The following is a 19,777-nucleotide window of genomic DNA, read 5'->3' on the forward strand; positions in this document are numbered from 1 at the left end:
GTCGACTACGAGGCCCGCCCCCGCGAGTACGAGCTGAGCATCGCCCAGACCGTGCTGCGCATCCACACGCGCGTGGCGGACCTCTACACTTCCAGGCGCGGGTCACGCGGCCGTCCCTGACCTCGAAGTTCAGCCGTCCCACGCGGTACTCCATCGTGATGATCGCCCCCGGCGGCAGCGCGCGCACCGTCGACCACCCCCGTTCCCGGGCGCGCCGCTCGGCCGCGTCCGCGTCGAGGCCGACATAGGTGTCCGGACTGTCCTGGGGCTCTGCGGAGGGTTTCGGAATCGGTGCCATGCCGCCCACGCTAGGCGCTCGGCGGGGAGGGAGGGAAGGGCGGGCCGCGCACCCTCGGTCACGGGTCCCTCTCCGGTCACGCTTCTGTCACAGGATCACGACACGGGTTTCGGGCGCCCTCCCTCACACGGACGAGCGGTTCCGTACCACTTCCACGGGCATTCGAACGCAATTCCCGCGTGTCGGCGCGGCCGGTCGAATTGCCCGGCGGAAAGCACCGCCCGGACCGCCGCCGGCCCGCTTTCCATTCCCCTTCCGGGCGGGGCGCCGCGACCCGCCCTCACCACGGGAAATACACGGTTTCGGCACACAACACACAGAAGGTCCGGGCGCGCGCGAGCCGCGCCACGGGCGGTGGTGTTCAGCGGTGGGGCTGCCGGAGCGCGGGGTCGCCGAGCGGCGGGCCGAACACCGCGGGGGGCCGCTGCGCGTCCGGGGTGCGGGAGGCGCCCTTGGGCAGGGCGATCAGCATGCCGACCTCCAGCCGGTCCGGGCTGGCCCCGACGGTCGCCTTGTTGGCCTTGTACAGGGCCTGCCAGCCGCCGGGGACGCGGTACCTGCGAGCGATCGAGGAGAGCGTGTCCCCGCGCTTGACGGTGTGCGCCCGTCCCTTGAGCCCGTACCGCTTGGCGCACACCGGCCAGGCCTCCCAGCCCTGCACCGCCACCACCTCCTGGGCGACGGCGATCTGCTGCGCGCGGGTGGCGAGGTCCGCGCGGGCGGCGTACTTCAGACCGCCGTACGCCTCCCAGGTGGGCTGCCAGAACTGGAGCCCGCCGTAGTAGCCGTTGCGGGTGTTGATGTGCCAGTCGCCGCCGCTCTCGCACTCGGCGAGACAGCCCCAGGGCCACTGGTCCTCGGCGCACTCGTGCGCGACGCGGGCGGTCTGCGGTGAGGAGACGGGGGGCGGGGGCGCCGTGCGGGCGACGGCGGGGACGGTGCCGGCCAGCAGGGCGGCCGCGGCCAGGGCGAGCGTGATCGGCATACGCAACATCGGCCCACGCTAAGCGGCTCCCGCGGCTCCCCCGCCGTGCCGCGCCCCCTCGCGCGCGGGGCCCCACCCGGTCGGCGGACCGGGCGGGGTCACGGGGACGCCGCGACAGGGGTGCGGGGCGTCAGATCCTCAGGCGCTGTCCGGGGGTGATCGCGTCGGGGTCCTCGCCGATGACGGCCCGGTTGGCGGCGTACAGCCGCTCCCATGTGGTCCCGTGCCGGGCGGCGATGCCGCTCAGGGTGTCGCCCTCGCGGACGGTGTAGTCGCCGCGGGACGCGCCGCGGTCGGTGTGGCCCGCGGTGCGCGCGGGCGTTCCGGCGGGCCGCGACGGCGCCGGGGCCGCCGCGGGCGCGGGTGCCTCGGGCGCGCTGCCGTACGCGCCGGCCCGCACCGAGCAGGTGGGCCAGGCGCCCCATCCCTGAGCGCGCTGGACCCGGGCGGCGACCGCGATCTGCTGCTCCCTGGTGGCCCGGTCGGCGGTCGGCGCGTGGGCGGTGCCGCCGTACGCCCGCCAGGTGGCGGCGGAGAACTGGAGTCCGCCGTAGTAACCGTTGCCGGTGTTGATGTGCCAGTTCCCGCCGCTCTCGCACCGGGCGATGCGGTCCCACACTCCGCCGTCCGCCGCCTGGGCGGTGCCGGTCCCGGCCAGCAGGCCGAGCGGGGCGAGCAGGGCCGCCCCGGCGAGAGCCGCCGTCGTACGGGTCTTACGGGTGGTGTCACGGGTCGTATCGGCACATTCGGACATGTGAATCCCTCTCGACGGACCCGGGCTCCCCCGGACGGCACCCGCTTCCCGCGTCCGATCGCGGTCGGCGTGCTCCGTCCCGTCCGTCGCAGGCCGTGCTGTGAGCCGGCCTGGTGCGGCCGGCCCTGCCGACGGCGGCGGACGTACCCGAGCGGTGCTCGTTGCACACGGCCGAGGAATGTAGGGACCGGGTCCGACCCGGATCAACCAACTGCCCGTCGGCGCAGGCCAGTTCCTTATTACCTGCGGTAACGGCGAGTTTCGGACACCGCATTCATTCGCCGATTTCCGGATTTGTCGACCATACGGCCCGGTGGTCTGTGACTCACTTCACCGGGCCAACCACCTTTCCCCCACCAGGAGTTGACGGTGAGTGTCCGATTCCGGTCCGGGTGTGACCCTGAGCGTCGGATGGGTCGATTCCGTTCGTCGTACTGCGTGACTCCCGCCACAGATCGCCCGTTGTCATCTTCATGAGCCCGGGACCGTCCCGGACCACGGGCCGGGAGCCACCCGGCCTCGCCACGCACCGCATCCCCAGGGAGCCACCCGTGCCGCGCATGCTCGACGTCAGCGACGAGGTTCGCGCCGAGATCGGCGACGAGGAAGCCGACCGGCTGCTCGCCGGAGACAACACCCCGGGCAGTTACGACTGCACGTCCTGCCGCACCCCGGGCGACTCCGAGCGCGAGCGCACCAGCACCGTGCTGTTCATCGGCGACGAGACCGCCGTGCTCGCCTTCGCCCACGCCGCCTGCCTGCCCTCCCAGGTCGTGCAGGTCACCGAGGAACAGCTCCAGGGCGCCGTGAGGTCGATCAGCGGCGACACCGTCGGCCTGGAGGCCCAGAAGGTGACCCCCGAGCAGGCCGTGCTCGGAGTGACCAGCGGACTCGTGCTGATCGCCGGGGAGTTGCACCCGGCGCTGGTCGTGGAGCCGACCGGCCCGATCGTCCGGCCCGGCTCGACCGCCGTCGGCGACGAATTCCTGCCGCTGCTCATCGAGCAGGGGTTCATGCCGGTGACCGAGCTGAGCGCGGCCCCGCCGGTGCTGCACGGCTGGTCGGTGCTGCTGGCCATGGGGCAGCTGCACGCGGTGCTCCAGCCGTCGGCGAACGGCGGCCAGCCCGTGGCCTGGTGGCAGGCCCACCAGCCGCTGCAGGTCACGGAGGGCTGGCGGTCCGCCGCGAACAAGCACCAGCAGGTGCTGATGTTCGCCGCGTCGGTCGGTTCCATCGGCCGGCAGCCGCGGGAGGACCTGCTGCGGGAGGCGCTGGACAAGGCGGCGGCCCAGGGCAGGCTGGTGGCCGGCACGCTGCCGCTGGCCGGGACGTGAGCGCGCAGTCGACGTAGCGGTGCGGGGTGCGCCGGCGGTCGCGGGGCGTCCGGGGTGAGCCGCGCGGCTCCCCGCGCCCCCCCACAGGCCGGGACAGTGCCCCGCATCTTCTGGTGCACCGCGCTCGTTTGGACATACGTGCACGCATACGACGCTCCCCGACGCCCGTCCTATTCCTCGGTCCCTCCCCCGCCGCGGTCGGCCCAGGATCAGACCGGCCCTTCGGCCACCCCGATCTACGACAAGCTCTACTCCGAGTACGTCAAGTCGTTCCGCACACTGCCCGGTGACCGCAGCGGTGAGGAGAAGCTGGGGTTCACCGCCTTCGGGAGCATTCCGTACGGCGCGGGCTCGTTCGCCAGCTCGTACACCTCGTACAGCGCCTACAGCGCGGGCGCGCAGAGCGCCCGGCACGGCGGCGGGCAACAGCAGCAGCCGCAGTGGCAGCGCGTCGGGCAGATCCCGGCGGCACTGCCACCGGGGCGGCGCGGCACCCGCTGAGCACATGGGAGGAGGGGCGGTCCCGCCGGGACCGCCCCTCCTCCCATGACGTCACTTCTTCTTGCCGCGCTTCTCGCGCACCCGCACCGAGATGTGGATCGGCGTGCCCTCGAAGCCGAACTCCTCGCGCAGCCGGCGCTCGATGAAGCGGCGGTAGCCCGCCTCGATGAAGCCGGACGCGAAGAGCACGAACCGCGGCGGCTTGGTGCCGGCCTGGGTGCCGAACAGGATGCGCGGCTGCTTGCCGCCCCGGATCGGGTGCGGGTGGGCGGAGACCAGCTCGCCGAGGAAGGCGTTCAGCCGGCCCGTCGGCACCCGGGTCTCCCAGCCCGCGAGGGCGGTCTCGATCGCCGGGACCAGCTTCTCCATGTGCCGGCCGGTGCGCGCGGAGACATTGACCCGGGGCGCCCAGGAGACCTGGCCCAGCTCGGTCTCGATCTCCCGCTCCAGGTAGTAGCGGCGCTCCTCGTCCAGGGTGTCCCACTTGTTGAACGCGATGACGAGCGCGCGGCCCGCCTCCACGGCCATGGTGACGATCCGCTGGTCCTGCACGGAGATCGACTCGGAGGCGTCGATCAGGACGACCGCGACCTCGGCCTTCTCCACCGCCGCCGCGGTGCGCAGCGAGGCGTAGTAGTCGGCGCCCTGCTGGAGGTGGACCCGCTTGCGGATGCCCGCCGTGTCGACGAACTTCCAGGTCTTGCCGCCCAGTTCGATCAGCTCGTCGACCGGGTCGCGGGTGGTGCCCGCCAGCTCGTTGACGACGACGCGCTCCTCGCCCGCCACCTTGTTCAGCAGCGAGGACTTGCCGACGTTCGGGCGGCCGATCAGGGCGACGCGGCGCGGGCCGCCGACGGCGGTGCCGAAGCTCTGCTCGGGGGCCTCCGGCAGCGCCTCCAGGACGGCGTCCAGCATGTCGCCGGTGCCGCGGCCGTGCAGCGCGGAGACCGGGTGCGGCTCGCCGAGGCCGAGGGACCACAGGTAGGCCGCGTCGGCCTCGCCGCTCGGGCCGTCGACCTTGTTGGCGCACAGCACCACGGGCTTGCCCGCCTTGCGCAGCAGCCGGACGACGGCCTCGTCGGTGTCGGTGGCGCCGACCTTGGCGTCGACGACGAAGACCACCGCGTCGGCGGCCTCGATGGCGAACTCGGCCTGCGCGGCGACGGAGGCGTCGATGCCGAAGACGTCCTGCTCCCAGCCGCCGGTGTCGACGACCTTGAAGCGGCGGCCCGCCCACTCGGCCTCGTAGGTGACGCGGTCGCGGGTGACGCCCGGCCGGTCCTCGACGACCGCCTCACGGCGGCCGATGATCCGGTTCACCAGAGTCGACTTGCCGACATTGGGGCGGCCGACGACGGCGACGACCGGCAGCGGGCCGTGCCCGGCCGCCTCGATGGCGCCCTCGACCTCCTCCAGGTCGAAGCCCTCTTCCGCGGCGAGCTCCATGAACTCCGCGTACTCGGCGTCGCCGAGCGCCCCGTGGTCGTGCTCGAAGTGGTCCGAGCCGCCGGGCTGGATCTGGTCGTTCATGAAGTCCGTACCTCGTCGTTCATCGTGGTGATCGGTGGAGTGCCCGGTTTCGGGTGATCCACTACTCAGTGTCGCTCAGCGCCCGGTCAGGCGCCTGGCGTTTTCCAGGTGCAGGGTGAGCTGCTTGCGGATGCGCTCGGTCGCCTGGTCCAGCGCCGTGCGCGTACGCCGTCCGGATCCGTCGCCCGCCTGGAACGGGTCGCCGAAGACGACGTCGACGCGGCTGCGCAGCGGCGGCAGCCCCTTTATCAACCGTCCGGGGCGGTCGGAACTTCCCAGGACGGCGACCGGGACGACCGGGGCACCGCTGCGGACGGCGAAGTAGGCGAGCCCGGCGCGCAGCGAGGCGAAGTCGCCCTCGCCCCGGGTGCCCTCCGGGAATATGCCCAGCACTCCGCCGTTCTCCAGCACGCCGAGCGCGCGGGTGATCGCGGTGCGGTCGGTGGAGTCGCGGTCCACCTTCAGCTGGCCGATGCCGGTCAGGAACGGGTCGAGCGGCCCGACGAACGCCTCCTTCTTGATCAGGAAGTGCGTCGGCCGGGGCGCCACGCCCATGACCATCGGGCCGTCGATGTTGTGCGAGTGGTTGATCGCGAGGATCACCGGGCCGGTCGGCGGGACCCGCCAGGCGCCGAGCACCCGGGGCCGCCACAGCCCGTACATCAGACCGACGCCGATGCGCCGCCCGATCTCGGCGCCCCGCGCCGACGGAGCTTCGCTCACTTCGCGGCCCGCTTCTCCTCGACGAGGGTGACCACGCACTCGATGACCTGCGCCAGCGTGAGGTCGGTGGTGTCCACCTCGACCGCGTCGTCCGCCTTGGCCAGCGGGGAGGTCTTGCGGCTGGAGTCGGCCGCGTCCCGCTTGAGCAGGGCCTCGCGGGTGGCGTTGACGTCGGCGCCGTTCAGCTCGCCGCTGCGGCGGGCGGCGCGGGCCTCCGGGGAGGCGGTGAGAAAGATCTTGAGGTCGGCGTCCGGCAGCACCGTCGTGCCGATGTCGCGGCCCTCGACCACGATGCCGTTCTCGGCCGAGGCCGCGATGGAGCGCTGCAGCTCGGTGATCCGGGACCGCACCTCGGGGACCGCGCTGACCGCGCTCACCTTGGAGGTGACCTCCTGGGTGCGGATCGGGCCGGAGACGTCCACGCCGTCGACCGTGATGGCCGGGGCGGCCGGGTCGGTGCCGGAGACGATCTCCGGCTTGCCCGCCACGGCGGCGATCGCCGTCGGGTCGTCGAGGTCGATGCCGTTGGTCACCATCCACCAGGTGATCGCCCGGTACTGGGCGCCGGTGTCCAGGTAGCTGAGGCCGAGCTGGGCGGCCACGGCCTTCGACGTGCTCGACTTGCCCGTGCCGGAGGGGCCGTCGATGGCGACGATCACTGACGGGACGGTCCGGGCGGCGCCGTTTTCCACGGGGGGACACCTTCCTGGTGCTGGGTGGCGGGGTTCGGGGCGGTAGGCGCCCCCGACAAGGTTACTGGGTGCGAGTCCCCCATCCGGACGAGCGCCCGCCGCCCGGCACCGGCCAGGCGGGTGCGGGCCCCTCGCCGTCGCCGGGCGGCCTCGCTACTGCCGGATGGCCCAGCCCCGCTCCCGCAGCGCCGCCGACAGGAGGGGCGCCGCCTTCGGCTCCACCATCAGCTGGACCAGGCCGGCCTGCTGCCCGGTCGCGTGCTCGATCCGTACGTCCTCGATGTTGACCCCGGCCTGCCCGGCGTCCGCGAAGATGCGGGCGAGCTGTCCCGGCTGGTCGTCGATGAGGACGGCCACGATCTCGTAGGCGCGCGGCGCGGAGCCGTGCTTGCCGGGCACGCGGACCTGCCCGGCGTTGCCGCGCCGCAGCACGTCCTCGATGCCGGCGGCGCCCTCGCGGCGCTTGGCGTCGTCGAAGGACTGGAGGGCGCGCAGCGCGCGGACCGTCTCGTCGAGGTCGGCGGAGAGGTCCGCGAGGAGGTCGGCGACCGGTCCGGGGTTCGCGGAGAGGATGTCGATCCACATCCGGGGGTCGGAGGCGGCGATCCGGGTCACGTCCCGGATGCCCTGCCCGCACAGCCGTACGGCGGACTCCTCGGCGTGCTCCAGGCGCGCGGCGACCATGCTGGACACCAGGTGCGGCATGTGCGAGACGAGGGCGACGGCGCGGTCGTGCGCGTCGGCGTCCATGACGACCGGGACGGCCCGGCAGTGCGAGACCAGTTCCAGGGCGAGGTTCAGCACCTCGGTGTCGGTGTCCCGGGTGGGGGTGAGTACCCAGGGGCGGCCCTCGAAGAGGTCGCCGGTCGCGGCGAGCGGCCCGGACTTCTCCCGGCCGGACATGGGGTGGGTGCCGATGTACGCCGACAGGTCGAGGCCGAGCGCCTCCAGCTCGCGCCGCGGGCCGCCCTTGACGCTGGCCACGTCGAGGTAGCCGCGGGCGACGCCGCGCCGCATGGCGTCGGCGAGCACGGCGGCGACATGGGCGGGCGGGGCGGCGACGACGGCGAGGTCGACGGGGCCGTCGGGCGCCTCGTCGGTGCCGGCGCCGAGCGCGGCGGCGGTGCGGGCCTGCTCGGGGTCGCGGTCCTCGAGGTGCACGGTGACGCCGCGCTGGGCCAGGGCCAGGGCGGCGGAGGTGCCGATGAGGCCGGTGCCGATGACGAGTGCGGTCCTCACTGGGCGATGTCCTTGCGCAGAGCGGCGGCGGCGCCGAGGTAGACGTGGTCGATGTCCGCGCGGGTCCGGTCGGTCTCGACGTGGGCGAGGACGCGGACCACGCGGGGCATGGCGCCGGTGATGTCGAGTTCCTGGGCGCAGATCAGCGGGACGTCGACGATGCCGAGCTTGCGGGCGGCGGCGGCCGGGAAGTCGCTGTGCAGGTCCGGCGTGGCCGTGAACCAGACGCTGATCAGGTCGTCGGCGGTGAGGCCGTTCCGCTCCAGGATGGCGGTGAGCAGGGCTCCGACCCGCGCGTCCATGTGCTCGGCGTCGTCCCGCTCCAGCTGGACGGCCCCCCGGACCGCTCGTACCGCCACGGCGCTGCTCCTCGTCGATGTGCGTGCTGGCTGTGCGTTCGTCCAGCCTAGTCAGCCCGCCGCCGCCCGGCGCTCGCCGCCCGCGTCCTGAGACGCCGCGGCCGCGTCCGGCCGGTGGACGGCGTCAGGGGTACGGCGGCAGGGGTACGGCGTCAGGGGGTCCGCCTCCGCGGCGGTTCCCAGCGCGTTCGGCCGTCGCGGACCACCCTCCCCTTTACCGGCACACTGACGAAAAGGGGAGGGTGATCCACCGGCAAGCCGGTTTACAGGTCGACTTCCTTCATCAGCATCCCGACCTCCGTGTTCGACAGCCGCCGCAGCCAGCCCGACTTCTGGTCGCCGAGGGTGATCGGGCCGAAGGCGGTGCGCACCAGCTTCTCGACCGGGAAGCCGGCCTCGGCGAGCATGCGGCGCACGATGTGCTTGCGGCCCTCGTGCAGGGTCACCTCGACGAGGTAGTTCTTGCCGGTCTGCTCGACGACCCGGAAGTGGTCCGCGCGGGCGTAGCCGTCCTCCAGCTGGATGCCGTCCTTCAGCCGCTTGCCGAGGTCCCGCGGGATGGGCCCGGTGATCGCGGCCAGGTAGGTCTTCTTCACGCCGTACCGGGGGTGCGTCAGCCGGTGGGCCAGCTCGCCGTGGTTGGTGAGCAGGATGACGCCCTCGGTCTCGGTGTCCAGGCGCCCCACGTGGAACAGCCGGGTCTCCCGGTTGGTGACGTAGTCGCCGAGGCACTGGCGCCCCTCCGGGTCCTCCATGGTGGAGACGACGCCGGCCGGCTTGTTCAGCGAGAAGAACTGGTACGACTGCGTGGCCACGGTCAGGCCGTCCACCCGGATCTCGTCCTTCTCCGGGTCGACCCGCTTGCCCTGCTCCAGGACGATCTCGCCGTTCACCTCGACGCGGGCCTGCTCGATCAGCTCCTCGCAGGCGCGGCGCGAGCCGTAGCCCGCGCGGGCGAGCACCTTCTGCAGCCGCTCGCCCTCCTGCTCGGCGCCGGGGAAGGTCTTGGGCAGCTTGACGTCCTTCCTGCCCGCGTACCGCTCCCGGTTGCGCTCCTCGATCCGGGCCTCGTACTCCCGCGAGCGGGCCGGGGCCGTACGGCCGCGCTGGGGCTTCTTGGCGCCCTGCGGGCCGCCCTTGGCCGCGCCGCCGCGCCCGGCCTTCGGACCGTCCTTCGTCGCGCCCGGGCCCACGTCGTAGCGGCGCTCCTCGGGGCGGGGCTTGCGGGGGCGGCCCTGCCCCTGCTTCTGGTCCCTGTCGTTGCCGGCTCCGCGGTAGTTACCGCGCCCGCCGCTCTTGCCGCTGCTTCGCATCAAAATTCCGTCTGGTCGTCTTCGTCGTCGGTGCCCGGGGTGCCCCGGGTGGCACCCGGCGCGTCATCGTCCGGCGCGTCCGGGTCGAACGACGGTACGCCTTCCTGGGTCTCGGCCTCGATCGCCTCCGCCTCCGGGAGGAAGGGCGCGAGCTCCGGGAGCTCGTCCAGGCCGCGCAGGCCCATTCGTTCCAGGAAGTAGTTCGTCGTCCTGTACAGGATCGCACCTGTTTCGGGTTCCGTGCCCGCCTCCTCGACCAGACCGCGCTGGAGCAGGGTGCGCATGACGCCGTCGCAGTTGACCCCGCGCACGGCGGAGACCCGGCTGCGGCTGACCGGCTGGCGGTACGCCACCACGGCCAGCGTCTCCAGGGCGGCCTGGGTGAGCCGGGCCGTCTGCCCGTCCAGGACGAGGCGTTCCACCGCGGCCGCGTACGTGGCGCGGGTGTAGAACCGCCAGCCGCCCGCGACGAACCGCAGGTCGAACCCGCGGCCCTGCGCGGTGTACTCGTCGGCCAGCTCCCGCAGGGCGTCGGCGACCTCGCGCCGGGGCCGCTCCAGGATCTTCGCCAGGTGCTCCTCGGTCGCGGGCTCGTCCACGACCATCAGGACGGCCTCCAGGGCCGGTTTGAGCGGCAGCTGTGCGACGGTGTCCTCGCTCATCGGGCCTTCCTCTCCTTCCCGGGCGTCCCGGGCTTCCCGGGCTTCCCGGCCTCCCGGGGCTCCTCGGGCGGCCGGTCGAACTCGTCGGTGACGTGCGGGGTCTCGTCCCCGTCGCCGCCGGTCCAGCGCACCAGCAGCTCCCCGAGGGCCGTCTCCTGCTCCAGCGCGACCGCCTTCTCCCGGTACAGCTCCAGCAGCGCCAGGAAGCGCGCGACGACGGTGAGGGTGTCGTCGGTGTCCGCGACGAGCGCCCGGAAGCTGGCCTCGCCGGCCTCCCGCAGGCGGGCGACGACGATCCCGGCCTGCTCCTGCACGCTGACGAGCGGCGCGTGGATGTGGTCGACGTACACCTGCGGTCTCGGCTTCGGCTGCATCGCCTTGACGGCGAGCTTCGCGAACCCTTCCGCGCCGATGCTGATGACCACCTCGGGCAGCAGCTCCGCGTGCTGGGGTTCGAGGCCGACGGTGCGCGGGTAGCGCCGGGCCTCCTCGTCCAGCCGCTCGCTGAAGATGTCCGCGATCCGCTTGTACGCGCGGTACTGGAGCAGCCGCGCGAACAGCAGGTCCCGGGCCTCCAGCAGCGCCAGGTCCGCCTCGTCCTCCACCTCGGCGGCGGGCAGCAGCCGCGCCGCCTTCAGATCCAGCAGGGTGGCGGCGACGACCAGGAACTCGGTCGTCCGGTCCAGGTCCCAGTCCGGGCCCATCGCCCGGATGTGCGCCATGAACTCGTCGGTCACCTTGGACAGCGCGACCTCGGTGACGTCCAGCTTGTGCCGGGAGATCAGCTGGAGCAGCAGATCGAAGGGGCCCTCGAAGTTGGCGAGCCGCACCGTGAAGACACCGTCGGCCGGCTCCGCCTCCTCGGCGGGGGCCTCGGTGATGGGGGCCTCGCCGGCGGGAACCTCCTCGGGAGCCCCTACGGCCGCGGGCTCGGCCTCGGCCGGCGGCTCGGCGACCGGCTCAGGCTCCTCAGGCTCCGGCCCAAGCTCCTCAGGCTCCGGCTCCGGCGGGGCGGCCCCCGGCCCCCTCCCCAGCGCACGCCGACGACCGGCACCGCCGGAGGAAGGGGGCCCAGGAGCGTCGTACGAGGTCATAGCCCCCGCAGGCTACCGCTACCGCCCGCGCAGCCGGCGTACGAGGATGCTGGCGTCCCCACGGGTCTCCAGATCGGCGAGCACGACGGCCACGGCCTCGCGCACGATCCGGCCCCGGTCGACGGCGAGCCCGTGCTCGCCGCGGAGCACGAGACGCGCGTGCTCCAGGTCCATCAGCTCCTCGGCGGAGACATAGACGGTGATCTTCTCGTCGTGCCGCTCGCGTCCGCTCGGCCGCCGCGTGGCCGTCCGCCCCCGCTTGCGGGGGGTGGCCGCGGCAGAACCTTCCTGCGCCGCCTGGCGCCGGGAGGCACGGTCCGCGCCGGCGGCCCGGCTGCGGGACTCCCCCGCCTCGGCCCCGTCCGGCTCCGCGGGCATGTGCTCGGCGCCGTCCCCGTCGCCGCCCTGCGCGGGCACGGCCTGCGGGGCGTCGTCCGCGACGGCCGCGTCGCCCTCCCCGGCCGGCGCCGGCACCCGGGGCTCGCCGCCCGCCGGGCGCCGGGGAGTGGACGGCTGGAGTGCCATTCCCCCTGTCGTACGGAACAGTTCGTCGGCCCCCGGCAGACTCACTCGGCGTGACACCGGGCGAGCACCTCCCTGGCGAGCTGGCGGTAGGCGGCGGCGCCGACGGAGTTGGAGGCGTACGTGGTGATCGGCTCACCGGCGACCGTGGTCTCCGGGAAGCGGACCGTGCGCCCGATGACCGTGTGGTAGACGTGGTCGTCGAACGCCTCGACGACCCGCGCGAGCACCTCTCGGCTGTGCACGGTGCGCGAGTCGTACATCGTGGCGAGGATCCCGTCGAGCTCCAGCTCCGGGTTGAGCCGCTCCTGGACCTTCTCGATGGTCTCGGTCAGCAGCGCCACACCGCGCAGGGCGAAGAACTCGCACTCCAGCGGCACGATCACCTTGTGGGCGGCGGTCAGCGCGTTGACCGTGAGCAGGCCGAGCGAGGGCTGGCAGTCGATCACGATGTAGTCGTAGTCGGGCAGCAGGGGCTTCAGCGCCCGCTGCAGCGACGACTCGCGGGCGACCTCGGAGACCAGCTGGACCTCGGCCGCGGACAGGTCGATGTTGCTGGGCAGCAGGTCCATGTTGGGGACCGCCGTCTTCAGCAGCACCTCGTCGGCCGACATGCCCCGCTCCATGAGCAGGTTGTAGACCGTGAGGTCGAGCTCCATCGGGTTGACGCCGAGTCCGACCGACAGCGCGCCCTGCGGGTCGAAGTCCACGAGCAGCACGCGACGGCCGTACTCCGCGAGCGCGGCGCCCAGGTTGATGGCGGACGTGGTCTTGCCGACGCCGCCCTTCTGGTTGCACATCGCGATGATCTTCGCGGGGCCGTGGTCGGTGAGCGGGCCCGGGATCGGGAAGTACGGCAGCGGACGTCCGGTCGGGCCGATGCGCTCGCGGCGCTGGCGGGCCGCGTCGGGCGCGAGCGTGGCCGCGTACTCGGGGTCGGGCTCGTACTCGGCGTCGGGGTCGTAGAAGTGCCCCTCGGGCAGTTCCTCGTAGTCGGCGAAGTGGTTGTGGGGCGCGCCACTTCCGTCGCCGGCAATGGCGTTCACGTGATGGCCATCCATGCTCTGGGGTGCTGTCTGAGCCATGTGGGGGCTGGCTTGGCTCTGGTGGGCTGCGAAGGTTCGGACAGCGACGGAGCCGACAGCCTCGAGCCCCGTGGGGCCCTGGCCCCGCGTAGGCATTCCTGGTTGACCACCCCCGGGAGAAAATGTCGACTCATTCACAAGTCGTCTTACCTCCTTGGTGACCAGGAAACTTCTAGACAAGGTCAGCGTGGCACCATGCCGACGGTTGGCGACTCTATGGCGTGTCGGGCGTCCGCAGCAACACAATCCGCCGGACCCGGCCCGATGTGTCGGCAATGAAACATCCCGCTGTCAAGGGCGTACGGGCGTCGCGCAGCAGGTTTTGCGGGTGTGCGAATCGGTTAAAGGGATACGTTCGAGGCGAGTTGACCGAGTGTCGCAAAGTGACCATACACACATCCGGCCGGACCTTGTCGGGCAAGGTCCGGCCGTGTGCTCGCGGTTGACGACACCTGTTGACGTATCGCCTTTTACCTGTGGATGACTTGAACCCGACGGTCAGCCGAGCAGCGACTCGAGCTCGACGTGCTCCAGGCCGTGCGCCTCGGCGACCTCCTTGTAAACGACCTTGCCGTCATGGGTGTTGAGACCCTTGGCGAGCGCGGGGTCACGGCGCAGCGCCTCGACCCAGCCGTTGTTGGCCAGCGACACGATGTACGGCAGCGTGGCGTTGGTGAGGGCGTTGGTGGAGGTGTTCGGGACGGCGCCGGGCATGTTGGCGACGCAGTAGAAGATCGAGTTGTGGACCTGGAAGGTCGGCTCGGCGTGCGTGGTCGGACGGGAGTCCTCGAAGCAGCCGCCCTGGTCGATCGCGATGTCGACAAGGACACTTCCGGGCTTCATCCGGGAGACCAGCTCGTTGGTGACGAGCTTCGGGGCCTTGGCGCCCGGGATGAGGACGGCGCCGATGACGAGGTCGGCGTCGAGGACGGCCTTCTCCAGCTCGAAGGAGTTGGACATGACGGCCTTGACCTTCGTACCGAAGATCTTGTCGGCCTCGCGCAGCTTGTTGATGTCGCGGTCCAGCAGGGTCACGTCGAAGCCCATGCCGACGGCGATCTGGGTGGCGTTCCAGCCGGAGACGCCGCCGCCGATGACCACGGCCTTGGCCGGGGTGACGCCGGGGACGCCGCCGGGCAGGACACCGCGGCCGCCGTTGGCGCGCATCAGGTGGTAGGCGCCGACCTGCGGGGCGAGGCGGCCCGCGACCTCGGACATCGGGGCGAGCAGCGGCAGGGCGCGGCTCGGCAGCTCGACGGTCTCGTAGGCGATGGCGGTGGTGCCGGACGCGATCAGGGCGTCCGTGCACTCCTTGGACGCGGCCAGGTGCAGGTAGGTGAAGAGGGTCTGGTCCTTGCGGAGGCGGTGGTACTCCTCCGCGATCGGCTCCTTGACCTTCAGCAGCAGGTCGGCGGCGGCCCAGACCTCGTCGGCGGTGTCGAGGATCTCGGCACCGGCCGCGACGTACTCCTCGTCCGTGATCGAGGAGCCGACGCCGGCGTTACGCTCGATGACGACCTGGTGGCCGTTGCGCACCAGCTCGTGCACGCCGGCGGGGGTGATGGCCACCCGGAACTCGTTGTTCTTGACCTCGCGGGGGATGCCGACCTTCACGTCGATCACGGTCCTTGGCTCAGAGGGGGTGTGGTATGCGACATACCCGGATGTACAGGGCACACCGGGAGACACCGCAGGAGAACGTGCGGCAGAGCCAGTCTAATGAAGGTGTTCCCGCTGTCTAGCCTTTCATTGCATCAATCTTCAGCGGATGTACTGCGGATTTCGCAGGCGTTAGCCGCAGGTTCCGGCTGTGGATCTTCCGGATCGCCCTCCTGCACGCTCTCCTGGAGCTCCTCCCCCAGCATGCGCTCGGCCGCACTGCGGTGCAGTCCGGCCGCCGGCGAGTCGCCGAGACGGTCCAGCGTGTCGGCGATCCGCAGGTGCAGCGCCGCCTGCAGCCGGACGTCCTCCGCACGGCGCGCCCACTCCACCGCCTCCTGGCAGGTGCGCAGCGACTCCTCGGGCCGCCCCGCGTACTCCTGAACCCGGGCGAGTTCGCTCAACGCCCGCGCCTGCGCGGCGAGATCGCCGAGCTTGCGGTAGCCGGCGACGGCCGCCCGCCAGTTGCGCGCCGCCTCGCCGTAGCGGCCCGCGTAGGTGTGGGCGGCGGCGATCCGGCCGTAGAGGCGGGCGGCGTCGGCGCGCTCGTCGCGGGCGAGCCGCTGGACCAGCGCCCGGCCGTACCAGTCGGCGGCGCGGTCGAAGTCGCCCAGCTCCTCGTGGGCACCGCCTACGGATTCCATCGCGCGGCCGGTCGCATACGGGTCGTTCGCCTCGCGCCCGGCGTCCAGCGCGGCCCGGTAGCGCACCAGCGCCTCGGTGGTACGGCCGTTCCGGGCGTCCAGGTCGGCCAGGTTCAGCAGGGCAGCCGCCCGCTCCCGGGGCAGGTTCTGCCGCTCGGCCACATCCAGGACCAGCTGGTGGATGCCGTACAGGTCGGCCGCGGCGGCCTGGGTGCCGAAGTGCGCGACCAGGGCCCGCACCAGCTGGGACAGCAGCCGCCGGGCCAGGGTGTCCAGCTCGCCGTCGGCGACCGCGAGGCGGGCCGCGGCCAGCAGGGCGGGCCGGCGGATGCGCAGCCAGTCGGCCGCCGCCCGCGGGCTGGGGAAGCGCAGCGAGCGCGGCATGCCCAGCAGCTTGGCGCGGGCGTGCGGGCTGTCCGTCTCGGTGATGGCCCGGCAGGACTGGAGCAGCCGCACCGTCCGCTCCAGCATCCGGGCCCGGGCCAGCTGGAGCTCGGCCGGTTTGTCGTGGGTCTCGGTGAGGGCGCGCAGCAGCGGGTGCAGGGCGCCCGGCACGTCGTACTGCGGCAGCGGTGAGCGCACCGGGTGCAGCAGGCCGCGGACGACGAAGTCGTCCAGGATGGCGCGGGCCGTGCTGACCGAGCAGCCGGCGAGCGCGGAGGCGGTGTGCGGGTCGACGTGCCCGGCGGGGGCGAGGGCGAGCAGGCGCAGTATCCGGGCGGCGGGCACGGGCAGGGAGACGTAGACGAGCCGGAAGACCCGGCTGAGCGGGGTGCCCGCGATCTCCTCGTCGTCCTCGGCGCGCAGATGCTTGGCGAGGTCGGCGACGGCCGCCTGGGGGCGGGCCGCCAGCCAGCCGCCGGCGAGGACCAGTGCGGCGGGCTGGGCCTGGCACTCCTCGACCAGGTGCTCGGCGGAGCGCGGGTCGACGGTGATCCGCACCGAGCCGGTGTGCCGGGACAGCAGCTCCACGGCCGACTTGGTGTCCAGGCCGCCCAGGGTGCACGGGCGGACGTCGGGGATCCCGGTGAGCGGCCCCTGTGAGACGGCGACGACCAGGCACTCCGGGGTGTCCGGAATCAGGGCGTCCACCTGCTCGGCGTCGGCCGCGTCGTCCAGCAGCAGGACGGTCCGGCGGTCGGCCAGGGCCTCGCGCAGCGCCGCCGCGAGATCGTCCTCGGCGGCACCGGCCGGGGCCGGCAGGTCCAGCTCGGCGAGCAGGTCGCGGGCGGCGCGGGCGACGGGGACGGGGGTGCCGTCCGGGTCGCTGAGCCGGGCGCGCAGCACCCCGTCCGGGTAGCGGTGGGCGACCTGCCGGACCAGTTCCTCGGCGAGCGCGGTCCGGCCGGAGCCGGGCCGGCCGGCGATCAGCAGCACCCGGGCGCGGGGCGCCTTGCGGCCGGCCAGGGTGTCCAGTCCCGCGCGTTCGATGTCCGCCAGCAGTTCCTTCAGCTCCCGCGTACGGCCCAGGAACTCGTTCCCCTGCGACGTGTGTCCCGACAGCTCCACGCCGCCTGTGTCCACCGCCTGATCCGTCACGGGCCACACTCCCGTCCCACCACACGCGCACGGCCCGCCGGGACCCCGGTACGGGCCTTCCAACCTGCTCTTTTTCGACTCACCGGCCGTCGGGGCAGGCCCCTTCGGCTCACTCGCGAAGAGCCTAGTTCACGCTCTGCGACGATCCGGGGAGAGCACGACGGGGAGGTCCCCCGATCGGATCAGGCGATCGTCACACCGGGGAGGCGGACGGGAGCGGCCCGCGGGACCGGGCGACGGGCCGGGGAGCGAGGGAGCCGGCAGGACGTGCGGTCGGGACGACGTGCGACGTGCGGTCGGGACGTGCGGTCACGACGACGCGCGTGCTGGAAGAGGTGCGGGCTGGAAGAGGTGCGGTCAGGACGCGAACGGCCGCGCCGGCCACGGTGCCTCGGCCGGGCGCAGGGCGTCCAGGCCCTGTCCGGCGCGGGCGGCGACCAGGGAGAGGACGCCCACCACGAGGCAGTTGTTGTGCAGCTCGCCGGCCAGCACCCCGCGCACCAGGTCGTCGACCGGCACGCGCTCCAGCTCCATGTCGGCCTCTTCGTGCTCGACCTCGAAGCGCTCACCCTCGGCCTCGGACAGTTCGCGGGCGAGGAAGATGCGCACGGCCTCGTCGCAGCCGCCGGGCGTGGTGTAGACGTCGGTCAGCACCCGCCAGTCCTCGGCCTTGACGTGCGCCTCCTCGTACAGCTCGCGCTGGGCGGCGTGCAGCGGGTTCTCGCCCTCCACGTCCAGCAGTCCGGCCGGGATCTCCCAGAGCTTGTGGCGCACCGGGTGCCGGTACTGGCGCAGCACCAGGACGCGGTCGGCGTCGTCGAGGGCGAGGACGGCGACCGAGCCGGGGTGGACCTGGTAGTCGCGGCGGACCACCGTGCCGTCGGGCATGACCACGTCGTCGGTGCGGACGGAGGTCTTGTTGCCCACGAAGGGGGTGTCCGTGGCCCGGATCTCCCACTCCTCGGCGGTGTCCTTGATCGTCATGCCCTGTCCTTCCAGACGTACGGGAGCAGTCGTACCGAAAAAAGCCGGGGCGCGTCCCCGTGAGAAGGACGCACCCCGGCCACCGTACAACCGTTGTGTCAGTCGCCCGTCTTCGCCGTCTTGCGCTCGACCGCCGCCTTGACCAGGCCGGCGAACAGCGGGTGCGGGCGGGTCGGTCGGGACCGCAGTTCCGGGTGTGCCTGGGTGGCCACGAGGTACGGGTGGACCTCACGGGGGTACTCCACGTACTCGACCAGCTTGCCGTCCGGGGAGGTGCCCGAGAACTGGATGCCCGCCTTCTTCTCCAGCTCCGCGCGGTACGCGTTGTTCACCTCGTACCGGTGGCGGTGCCGCTCCTCGACGTACTCCTTGCCGTCGTAGACCTCGCGCACGATGGAGCCCTCGGCCAGCTTCGCCGGGTACATGCCCAGGCGCATGGTGCCGCCCATGTCGCCCTCGCCGGCCACGATGTCCAGCTGCTCGGCCATGGTGGAGATCACCGGGTGGGCGGTGGCCGGGTCGAACTCGGTGGAGTTGGCGTCGGGGATGCCGGCCAGGTTGCGCGCGGCCTCGATCACGATGCACTGCAGGCCCAGGCAGAGGCCGAGCAGCGGGATCTTGTTCTCGCGGGCGTACTGGATCGCGCCGACCTTGCCGGAGACACCGCGGTCGCCGAAGCCGCCGGGGATGCAGATCGCGTCCACGTCGCCGAGCTGCTCGGCGGCGCCGGCGGGGGTGCGGCAGTCGTCGGAGGTGACCCACTTGATCTTGACGCGGGTGCGGTTGGCGAAGCCGCCGGCGCGCAGCGCCTCGGTCACCGACAGGTACGCGTCGGGCAGGTCGATGTACTTGCCGACCAGCGCGAGGGTGATCTCGTGCCGCGGGTTGTGGACGCGGTCGAGCAGGTCGTCCCAGGTCGTCCAGTCCACGTCACGGAAGGGCAGGTCCAGCTTGCGGACGGCGTAGGCGTCCAGGCCCTCGGCGTGCACGACCTTCGGGATGTCGTAGATCGAGGGGGCGTCGGGGCAGGCCACGACGGCGGCCTCGTCGACGTCGCACATCAGCGAGATCTTGCGCTTGATGGCGGTCGGCACCTCGCGGTCGCAGCGCAGCACGATGGCGTCCGGCTGGATGCCGATGTTGCGCAGGGCGGCGACGGAGTGCTGGGTCGGCTTGGTCTTCAGCTCGCCGGACGGGCCGATGTAGGGCAGAAGGGAGATGTGCACCACGAAGACGTTGTCGCGGCCGACCTCGTGCCGGACCTGGCGGACGGTCTCCAGGAACGGCAGCGACTCGATGTCGCCGACGGTGCCGCCGACCTCGGTGATGACGACGTCGACGTCCTCCGCCGCCATCCTGCGGATGCGATGCTTGATCTCGTTGGTGATGTGCGGGATGACCTGGACCGTGTCGCCCAGGTACTCGCCGCGGCGCTCCTTGGCGATCACCGTGGAGTAGACCTGGCCCGTCGTGACGTTGGCGGAGCCGTCCAGGTCGCGGTCGAGGAAACGCTCGTAGTGGCCGATGTCCAGGTCGGTCTCGGCTCCGTCGTTGGTGACGAACACCTCACCGTGCTGGAAGGGGTTCATCGTGCCCGGGTCGACGTTGATGTACGGGTCGAGCTTCTGCATGACGACGCGCAGGCCCCGCGCCTTCAGCAGCATCCCGAGGCTGGAGGCGGTCAGGCCCTTGCCGAGCGAGGAGGCGACACCCCCGGTGACGAAGATGTGCTTGGTCGTCGTGGATTTGGGCGGCATGGCCAAAGGGGGGCTCCCGTGGTCTCGGTCTGGGGGTGCGGTGCGGCTTCCCGGCCCGGCGGTACCGGGGTTTACTGGAGGAGCCGTCGCTGCGGTTCGGGGG

18 protein-coding genes and 2 pseudogenes are annotated in these 19,777 nt (G+C 72.5%); 3 read left to right on the plus strand and 17 right to left on the minus strand.

What is annotated here, in order from left to right; translation table 11 throughout:
• Positions 1–87 (plus strand): annotated as a pseudogene (locus AB0K92_RS31160) (hypothetical protein); the annotation flags it as partial.
• 1 nt (position 88) lies between these two features.
• Here the strand turns inward: AB0K92_RS31160 and AB0K92_RS31165 are convergent.
• The 3 genes and pseudogenes from AB0K92_RS31165 to AB0K92_RS31175 all read right to left on the minus strand — a co-directional run.
• Positions 89–298, minus strand: a pseudogene (locus tag AB0K92_RS31165) (I78 family peptidase inhibitor); the annotation flags it as partial.
• Between the two features lie 361 nt (positions 299–659).
• On the minus strand, positions 660–1,292 hold the full coding sequence (locus tag AB0K92_RS31170; protein WP_365928464.1) for a transglycosylase family protein: 633 nt from the start codon (positions 1,290–1,292) through the stop codon (positions 660–662).
• Between the two features lie 121 nt (positions 1,293–1,413).
• Complete coding sequence (locus AB0K92_RS31175) at positions 1,414–2,037, minus strand: transglycosylase family protein (RefSeq protein WP_365928466.1); 624 nt, start codon at positions 2,035–2,037, stop codon at positions 1,414–1,416.
• Between the two features lie 551 nt (positions 2,038–2,588).
• Between AB0K92_RS31175 and AB0K92_RS31180 the strand changes: the two genes are divergently transcribed.
• Together AB0K92_RS31180 and AB0K92_RS31185 are read left to right on the plus strand one after the other, a co-directional pair.
• Positions 2,589–3,371, plus strand: a complete 783-nt coding sequence (locus tag AB0K92_RS31180) for a hypothetical protein (protein WP_365928468.1) — start codon at positions 2,589–2,591, stop codon at positions 3,369–3,371.
• Positions 3,372–3,509: 138 nt separating this feature from the next.
• Positions 3,510–3,872 carry a hypothetical protein gene (locus AB0K92_RS31185; RefSeq protein WP_365928470.1) on the plus strand — a complete coding sequence of 121 codons (363 nt, stop codon included), beginning with the start codon at positions 3,510–3,512 and terminating at the stop codon, positions 3,870–3,872.
• Between the two features lie 51 nt (positions 3,873–3,923).
• Here the strand turns inward: AB0K92_RS31185 and der are convergent, their stop codons facing one another.
• The 14 genes from der to AB0K92_RS31255 all read right to left on the minus strand — a co-directional run bounded on the left by der (position 3,924) and on the right by AB0K92_RS31255 (position 19,674).
• Positions 3,924–5,402 carry a ribosome biogenesis GTPase Der gene (gene der, locus AB0K92_RS31190; RefSeq protein WP_165997149.1) on the minus strand — a complete coding sequence of 493 codons (1,479 nt, stop codon included), beginning with the start codon at positions 5,400–5,402 and terminating at the stop codon, positions 3,924–3,926.
• Between the two features lie 75 nt (positions 5,403–5,477).
• Positions 5,478–6,125: a lysophospholipid acyltransferase family protein gene (locus tag AB0K92_RS31195; protein WP_365928472.1), complete on the minus strand. Its 648-nt coding sequence runs from the start codon at positions 6,123–6,125 to the stop codon at positions 5,478–5,480.
• Positions 6,122–6,817: a (d)CMP kinase gene (cmk, locus tag AB0K92_RS31200; RefSeq protein WP_165997152.1), complete on the minus strand. Its 696-nt coding sequence runs from the start codon at positions 6,815–6,817 to the stop codon at positions 6,122–6,124. Before cmk ends, AB0K92_RS31195 begins: the two co-directional genes overlap by 4 nt.
• A gap of 153 nt (positions 6,818–6,970) precedes the next feature.
• Complete coding sequence (locus AB0K92_RS31205) at positions 6,971–8,056, minus strand: prephenate dehydrogenase (protein ID WP_365928475.1); 1,086 nt, start codon at positions 8,054–8,056, stop codon at positions 6,971–6,973.
• A complete protein-coding gene (gene aroH, locus AB0K92_RS31210; RefSeq protein ID WP_365928477.1) occupies positions 8,053–8,415 on the minus strand; it encodes a chorismate mutase in 363 nt (120 codons plus the stop codon). The genes AB0K92_RS31205 and aroH overlap by 4 nt, the downstream gene beginning before the upstream one ends.
• 263 nt (positions 8,416–8,678) lie before the next feature.
• Entirely contained in the window at positions 8,679–9,728 is a 1,050-nt protein-coding gene (locus tag AB0K92_RS31215; protein ID WP_165997156.1) for a pseudouridine synthase, read from the minus strand.
• Complete coding sequence (scpB, locus tag AB0K92_RS31220) at positions 9,728–10,390, minus strand: SMC-Scp complex subunit ScpB (protein ID WP_365928479.1); 663 nt, start codon at positions 10,388–10,390, stop codon at positions 9,728–9,730. Before scpB ends, AB0K92_RS31215 begins: the two co-directional genes overlap by 1 nt.
• Positions 10,387–11,484: a segregation/condensation protein A gene (locus tag AB0K92_RS31225; protein ID WP_365928481.1), complete on the minus strand. Its 1,098-nt coding sequence runs from the start codon at positions 11,482–11,484 to the stop codon at positions 10,387–10,389. The genes scpB and AB0K92_RS31225 overlap by 4 nt, the downstream gene beginning before the upstream one ends.
• Positions 11,485–11,502: 18 nt before the next feature.
• The gene (locus AB0K92_RS31230; protein ID WP_365928483.1) at positions 11,503–12,066 is read right to left on the minus strand and encodes a hypothetical protein; all 564 of its coding nucleotides are present in this window, start codon (positions 12,064–12,066) and stop codon (positions 11,503–11,505) included.
• Positions 12,051–13,187, minus strand: a complete 1,137-nt coding sequence (locus AB0K92_RS31235; protein WP_165997161.1) for a ParA family protein — start codon at positions 13,185–13,187, stop codon at positions 12,051–12,053. Before AB0K92_RS31235 ends, AB0K92_RS31230 begins: the two co-directional genes overlap by 16 nt.
• A gap of 402 nt (positions 13,188–13,589) precedes the next feature.
• The gene (gene ald / locus AB0K92_RS31240; protein ID WP_365928485.1) at positions 13,590–14,714 is read right to left on the minus strand and encodes an alanine dehydrogenase; all 1,125 of its coding nucleotides are present in this window, start codon (positions 14,712–14,714) and stop codon (positions 13,590–13,592) included.
• A gap of 131 nt (positions 14,715–14,845) precedes the next feature.
• A complete protein-coding gene (locus AB0K92_RS31245; protein ID WP_365928487.1) occupies positions 14,846–16,933 on the minus strand; it encodes a tetratricopeptide repeat protein in 2,088 nt (695 codons plus the stop codon).
• Positions 16,934–17,290: 357 nt separating this feature from the next.
• On the minus strand, positions 17,291–17,917 hold the full coding sequence (locus AB0K92_RS31250; protein ID WP_365928490.1) for an NUDIX hydrolase: 627 nt from the start codon (positions 17,915–17,917) through the stop codon (positions 17,291–17,293).
• A gap of 98 nt (positions 17,918–18,015) precedes the next feature.
• Entirely contained in the window at positions 18,016–19,674 is a 1,659-nt protein-coding gene (locus AB0K92_RS31255) for a CTP synthase (protein ID WP_365928492.1), read from the minus strand.
• Positions 19,675–19,777: the final 103 nt, after the last annotated feature.

This window comes from Streptomyces sp. NPDC052687 (genome assembly GCF_040678395.1).
Taxonomy (GTDB): domain Bacteria; phylum Actinomycetota; class Actinomycetes; order Streptomycetales; family Streptomycetaceae; genus Streptomyces.

Excerpts from the sequence above, each read along its gene's own strand:
- AB0K92_RS31215 (WP_165997156.1), bottom strand. The coding sequence starts at position 9,728 with ATGCGAAGCAGCGGCAAGAGCGGCGGGCGCGGTAACTACCGCGGAGCC.
- AB0K92_RS31235 (WP_165997161.1), bottom strand. The coding sequence starts at position 13,187 with ATGCCTACGCGGGGCCAGGGCCCCACGGGGCTCGAGGCTGTCGGCTCC.
- scpB (WP_365928479.1), bottom strand. The coding sequence starts at position 10,390 with ATGAGCGAGGACACCGTCGCACAGCTGCCGCTCAAACCGGCCCTGGAG.
- AB0K92_RS31175 (WP_365928466.1), bottom strand. The coding sequence starts at position 2,037 with ATGTCCGAATGTGCCGATACGACCCGTGACACCACCCGTAAGACCCGT.
- der (WP_165997149.1), bottom strand. The coding sequence starts at position 5,402 with ATGAACGACCAGATCCAGCCCGGCGGCTCGGACCACTTCGAGCACGAC.
- AB0K92_RS31170 (WP_365928464.1), bottom strand. The coding sequence starts at position 1,292 with ATGTTGCGTATGCCGATCACGCTCGCCCTGGCCGCGGCCGCCCTGCTG.
- AB0K92_RS31255 (WP_365928492.1), bottom strand. The coding sequence starts at position 19,674 with ATGCCGCCCAAATCCACGACGACCAAGCACATCTTCGTCACCGGGGGT.
- AB0K92_RS31225 (WP_365928481.1), bottom strand. The coding sequence starts at position 11,484 with ATGACCTCGTACGACGCTCCTGGGCCCCCTTCCTCCGGCGGTGCCGGT.
- AB0K92_RS31250 (WP_365928490.1), bottom strand. The coding sequence starts at position 17,917 with ATGACGATCAAGGACACCGCCGAGGAGTGGGAGATCCGGGCCACGGAC.